The following is a 6,228-nucleotide window of genomic DNA, read 5'->3' on the forward strand; positions in this document are numbered from 1 at the left end:
CCCCGGCGTACGGGAGTCGCCGGGGCCGCCCCCGTCGTCAACTCCGTTCCGCCGCTCGCCCGTTCTTAGACCACGTGGGTCAACATCCCTTCCCCGCCGACTCGCTGTCGGTGCGCCCCGTAGGAACCGGCGCCGCCCCGCACGATGTTGGAGCCCGTCATGCCGGGACGGGGGCGACGGACACCACGGGCGAGCGAGGGCGGAGCGATGGCCGAGCTGTACATCGACGGCGAATGGACCGGAAGCGTCTCCGGTGAACACCGGGACGTGGTCAACCCGTTCGACGCCTCGGTCATCACCACCGTCGACGAGGCGGACGAGACGGACGTCGATCTCGCGGTACGGGCGGCCAAGCGGGCCTTCGAACGGGCCGACTGGGCGGGGGCGCCCGTCCGCCGCCGCGCCGACGTCCTCTACCGCGTACACGAACTGCTGCTGCGCGACCGCGAGCAACTCGCCCGCATGGAGACGCTGGACACCGGAAAGACGCTGGCCGAGTCGCGCATCGACATCGAGGACATCGCCGGTGCCTTCCGCTACTTCTCCGAGATCGCGGGGAAGGACGCGGGCCGCGTCGTCGAGGTCGGCCCGGACGTGCTCAGCCGCGTCGTCTATGAGCCCGTCGGGGTCTGCGCGCTGATCGCACCGTGGAACTACCCGCTGCTACAGGCCTCCTGGAAGGTCGCGCCCGCGCTCGCCGCCGGCAACACCTTCGTCCTCAAGCCGAGCGAGACGACGCCGCTGACGACGATCGCGCTGATCGGGCTGCTGGAGGAGGCCGGTACGCCGCCGGGCGTCGTCAACCTCGTGCTGGGCGCGGGCTCCACGGTCGGCAGCGCCATGACCTCGCACCCCGAGGTCGACATGGTCTCCTTCACCGGCGGTCTGGCGACGGGGCGGAAGATCATGGAGGGCGCCGCGTCCGGCGTGAAGAACATCGCCCTCGAACTCGGCGGCAAGAACCCCAACATCGTCTTCGGCGACGCCGACTTCGACGCCGCCCTCGACTACGCGCTGGACGCGGCCTTTCTGCACTCCGGGCAGGTCTGCTCGGCGGGTTCGCGGCTCATCGTCCAGTACGGCGTCCACGACCGGTTCGTGAGCGAACTCGCCTCGCGCGCCGAGGCGATCCGGCTCGGCGACGGACTGGAACCCCTCACCGAGTCCGGGCCGCTCAGCTCCGAGGAGCACCGGGCCAAGGTCGAGAGCTACTTCGAGATCGCACGCATGGACGGCGCCCGCCTCGTCACCGGGGGACGGCGCCCCGACGATCCCGAACTCGCCCGCGGTTTCTTCCTGTTGCCGACCGTCTACGCGGACTGCAAGCCGACGATGCGCATCGTGCGGGAGGAGGTGTTCGGGCCGGTCGTGACCGTCGAGCGCTTCTACACCGAGGACGAGGCGCTGGAGCTGGCCAACGACACCCGTTACGGGCTGGCCGGCGGCGTGTGGACCGGTGACGCGGGACGCGCGCAGCGCGTGGCGAACCGGCTGCGCCACGGCACGGTGTGGATCAACGACTTCCATCCGTATGTGCCGCAGGCCGAGTGGGGCGGCTTCGGCAGATCCGGCATCGGGCGCGAACTGGGCCCGACGGGGCTGCGGGAGTACCAGGAGGCCAAGCACATCTACCACAACCTCTCGCCCGCGCCGTCCGGTTGGTTCAAGGGCTGACTCCCGCCGGGAGCGGACACGGAGCCGGACGCGGAGCGGGATGCGGAGCGGTACGAGGAGCGCGAGAGGGCGGACATGGCGGAGACGACGGATGCGAGCGGCGGTACGGGCGGCGGCGCGGGCGGTGCGCGTGACGAGGAGGCGTACGACTACGTCGTCGTCGGCGGCGGCACCGCGGGCTGCGTACTGGCGGCACGGCTGACCGAGGACCCGGAGTGCCGGGTGTGCGTGATCGAGGGCGGACCCAGCGACGTCGGCGACGAGAACGTGCTCCGGCTGCGGAACTGGATCAACCTGCTCGGCACGGACTACGACTACGGCTACACCACCGTCGAACAGCCCCGCGGCAACTCGCACATCCTGCACTCACGGGCGCGGGTGCTCGGCGGCTGCTCCTCGCACAACACNCAGGAGTGGGTGCGCGCCGGCGCCTCCGGCTGGGACGCGGAGACGCTGCTTCCCTACCGGCACCGGCTGCTCAACACCGTCCGCCCGGTCGCCGAGCAGGACCGCAACCCCGTCGCGCACGACTTCGTGAACGCCGCGGTCAACGCCCTCGACGTCCCCGTCGTCGACGACTTCAACGCCCGCCCCTTCACCGAGGGGGCGGGCTTCTTCTCGCTCGCCTACGACCCCGTCACCGGGCACCGCTCGTCGGCGTCCGTGGCCTATCTGCACCCCGTGCTCGGCCGCCCCAACCTCACGCTGAAGCTGGAGAGCCGGGCGTACCGGCTGCTGCGCGACGACGCGGGCCGCCTCACCCGCGTACGGGTGCGCGGCGCGGACGGCCGGGACGTCACCGTACGGGCGGAGCGCGAACTGCTGCTGTGCGCGGGCGCGATCGACACGCCCCGGCTGCTGATGCTCTCCGGCGTCGGCCCGGCGGACACGCTGCGCGGCCTCGGCATCGACGTGCTCACCGATCTGCCCGGCGTGGGCGGCAATCTGATGGACCACCCGGAGTCGGTGATCGTGTGGGAGACCGCGGGCCCGCTGCCGCCCAACTCGGCGGTCGACTCCGACGCGGGCCTCTTCGTACGGCGCGACCCCCGCGAGCCCGGGCCTGACCTGATGTTCCACTTCTACCAGGTGCCCTTCACCGTCAACACCGAGCGCCTGGGCCTGCCGTCGCCCCCGTACGGGGTGTGTATGACGCCGAACGTGCCCAAGTCCCGTTCGCGCGGCCGGATCTCGCTGCGCGGCGCCGATCCGCGCGAGCAACCCCTGCTGGATTTCCGCTACTTCACCGATCCCGACGGCTATGACGAGCAGACCGTCGTCGACGGTCTGCGCATCGCCCGCGAGGTGGCCGCCACCGGACCGCTGCGCGAGTGGCTGGTACGGGAGTGCGCACCCGGCCCGGAGGTGACCGGCGACGTGGAGCTGTCCGAGTACGGGCGGCGGGCCGCGCACACCGTCTACCACCCGGCGGGCACCTGCCGGATGGGCGGCGACGACGACCCCGGCGCGGTGCTCGATCCGCTGCTGCGGCTGCGCGGCGAGGAGGGCGTACGGGTGGTCGACGCGTCGGTCTTCCCGACCATGCCGACCGTCAACCCGATGGTCACGGTGCTGCTCGTCGCGGAGCGCGCGGCCGACCTCCTCAAGGGCGACCGCACGGCCGGAGCGGGTGCGGGCGCCGGCGTCGGCGCGGGTTCCGATGCGTCCGCGCCCGACTCCCGGCAGGGGGACGGACGATGACGGACTCCGCGAGCCCCGCCCCCGCGGACGGACCCGGGGGAGGCGGCGGCGCCACCGCCGAGCACGGCTCGGAGTTCCGCAAGGAGATGGGCCCGTGGGCGAACTTCGCCCTCGGCTTCACCTACCTCTCCCCCGTGGTCAGCACCTACACCCTCTTCGCGACGGCGCTGGCCACCGGCGGCCCGCCGATGATCTGGGCGTTCCTGCTGGCGGGCGCGGGCCAGTTCCTCGTGGCGCTGGTCTTCGGCGAGATCGTCGCGCAGTTCCCCATCGCGGGCGGCGTCTACCCGTGGGCCCGCCGGCTGTGGGGCATCCGCTGGGCGTGGATGACCGGCTGGGTCTACATGTGGGCGCTGCTGGTCACCATCACCGCCGTCGCCTACGGCGCAGGCCCGTACATCGCGATCCTCTTCGGCTTCGAACCGACCGTGCACACCACGGTGTTGTGCACCGTGGCGCTCATCGTCATCGCCGCGCTCATCAACTACGCCGGGACCAGGGCCCTTTCGAAGGCCGCCGTCATCGGCTTCACCGCCGAACTGGTCGGCGCCCTCGTCGTCGGCGTGTGGCTGCTGAGCACACACCGCTTCCACGGTCTGGGCGTCGTCGTCGACAACTTCGGTACGGCGGGCGACGGTTCGTACGTGCCGGTCTTCCTCGCCGCGGCCATCATCGGCTTCTACCAGTACTACGGCTTCGAGGCGTGCGGCGACCTCGCCGAGGAGGTCGCCCGCCCCGGCGTCGTCATCCCCCGGGCGATGCGCCGCACCGTCTACGTCGGCGGCGCCGCGGCGACGTTCACCTGTCTGACGCTGCTGCTGGCCGTCTCCGACTACAAGGCGGTGATCGCCGGGAAGGACACCGACCCCGTCGTCCGCGTCCTCTTCGACGCGCTGGGGGAGGTGGGGGCGCGCATGGTCATGGGCGTCGTGCTGATCTCGTTCCTGTCCTGCACCGTCAGCCTCCAGGCGGCGGCGGGCCGCCTCATCTACTCCTATGCGCGGGACAAGATGATCGCCGGGCACCGGCTGCTGCGCTCCTTCTCCTACGCGCGCGCCGTGCCGCACCACGCGCTGCTGGTGGCGGCCGTGATCCCCGCGGTGATCGCCTTCGGCTCGCTGATCTCCGAGGACGCCCTCACCAAGATCGTCTCGTTCGCGATCCTCGGCATCTACGGGGCGTTCCAGATGGTCGTCCTCGCGGCGCTGCGCGCCCGGTTGAAGGGCTGGCGCGCCAACGGCGAGTTCACGCTGGGCCGTTGGGGACTGCTGGTCAACGCCGCCGCGCTCGCGTACGGCATCTTCGCCATCGTCAACATCTCCTGGGCGCGCAACCCCGACCAGCCCTGGTACGACAACTGGATCGTGCTGCTGTGCGGCGGAGTGGTCGTCGGCGCGGGCCTGCTCTACATGTTCGCCACACACCACTACGGCCGCGGCGACGCCCCGGCCGGCGACGCCATCCCGGAGCGCTCACGGGTGTGACCGCAGGGGCCTTGTCCGCCTCCCCGCATCCGCCCTCGTGCCGGATCTGCCGCGACCTGCCCGACTCGTGTACGGTCCCGTCCGTACGGCAGCAACGTGGCACCGTCCGCCGCGAGTTCGCGGACGCGGCGGTGGTCCGCGCCCTGCTGCCGGTGACGAGGACGGTTCCGGCCCGCAGCGGCGCGGACCCAACTCCTTCTCCTTCCGCCCGCGTTCACGGCCGGTCCGTCGCGGGTGCGGGCGAACAGATGTGGGGGAGCGTTCCGGTGCAACCGATCGGGGCGCTGCGCTGTCCTTGGAACTACGGACTTTTTCAGGGGCGGCGGCCCGTACGGACACGGAAGCCCGTCCGCCCGAGCACGGACGATGGAGCGACGAGTTGATGCGTGTATCGAAGAGGGCCCGCCGGATCGGCGCCGTGGCGGTGGCGGGCGGTGCCGTGCTGGCCGCCGGGCCGTTCGTCTTCCCGGCGCAGGCGGCAGGCCCCTCCGGCGTCAAGGCCAAGGGCGCCTTCGTGCTGGACGCCTCGTCCGGTGAGGAGATGTGGGGCAAGAGCTCCGACACCAAGCGCGAGATGGCCAGCACCACCAAGGTCATGACGGCGGCGGTCGTCGTCAGCTCCGGCGTCGACCTCGACCGCAAGATCACCGTCAAGAAGGCCTACCGCGACTACGTCGCCAAGTGGGGCGGCAGCACGGCCGACTTGAGGACGGGCGACAAGCTCAGCCTGCGGCAGCTCCTGTACGGCATGCTGCTGCCCTCCGGCTGCGACGCCGCGTACGCGCTGGCCGACGCCGTCGGCAAGGGAAGCTCCACGACCGCCCGCGCCGACGACTTCATCGCGAAGATGAACGCCAAGGCCCGCAAACTCGGCATGAAGAACACCGAGTTCGACTCCTTCGACGGCATCTCGAAGAAGGGGCGCAACCACTCCACGGCGCGCGACATGGCCCTGCTGGGCAAGTACGCGCTGGGCAGCACGAACATCCGCAAGGTCGCCAAGTCCACGTCGGCGAAGCAGAAGGCGACCAACGGCCGTACGTACACCTGGTACAACACCAACCAGTTGCTCGGCTCGTACAAGGGCGTCATCGGCATCAAGACCGGCACCGGCAGCAAGGCCGGCCCCTGCCTGGTCTTCGCCGCGGAGCGCAACGGCCGTTCCGTCGTGGGCGCGATCCTCAACAGCAGCGCGCGCTACCCGGACGCGAAGAAGATGCTCGACTGGTCGCTGGAGCAGAAGACCGGCAAGCTCGACCTGCGTTCGCTCCCGGAGGGCGCCGAGCGCGACTGACGCGGCGACGCGGCGCGCCCGTCGGGCCGCCCGTCGGCGATGCGGCCGGGTGCAGCGGTGGACGCCGCCGCACCC

Annotated in this window: 4 protein-coding genes; all 4 read left to right on the forward strand. The window is 71.4% G+C overall.

The annotated features are described in order from the left end of the window. Positions 1-207 precede the first annotated feature (207 nt). The 4 genes from AN218_RS23450 (at position 208) to AN218_RS23465 (ending at position 6,153) form a co-directional block, all read left to right on the forward strand. Positions 208-1,674, forward strand: a complete 1,467-nt coding sequence (locus tag AN218_RS23450; RefSeq protein WP_070018885.1) for an aldehyde dehydrogenase family protein — start codon at positions 208-210, stop codon at positions 1,672-1,674. Between the two features lie 75 nt (positions 1,675-1,749). Further along, entirely contained in the window at positions 1,750-3,375 is a 1,626-nt protein-coding gene (locus tag AN218_RS23455) for a GMC family oxidoreductase (protein ID WP_079132500.1), read from the forward strand. Beyond that, positions 3,372-4,859: an APC family permease gene (locus tag AN218_RS23460; RefSeq protein WP_070018886.1), complete on the forward strand. Its 1,488-nt coding sequence runs from the start codon at positions 3,372-3,374 to the stop codon at positions 4,857-4,859. Before AN218_RS23455 ends, AN218_RS23460 begins: the two co-directional genes overlap by 4 nt. A 382-nt stretch (positions 4,860-5,241) precedes the next feature. Beyond that, complete coding sequence (locus AN218_RS23465) at positions 5,242-6,153, forward strand: D-alanyl-D-alanine carboxypeptidase family protein (protein ID WP_070018887.1); 912 nt, start codon at positions 5,242-5,244, stop codon at positions 6,151-6,153. Positions 6,154-6,228 lie beyond the last annotated feature (75 nt).

It is taken from the genome of Streptomyces nanshensis, from assembly GCF_001751255.1.
Classification (GTDB): Bacteria; Actinomycetota; Actinomycetes; order Streptomycetales; family Streptomycetaceae; genus Streptomyces; species Streptomyces nanshensis_A.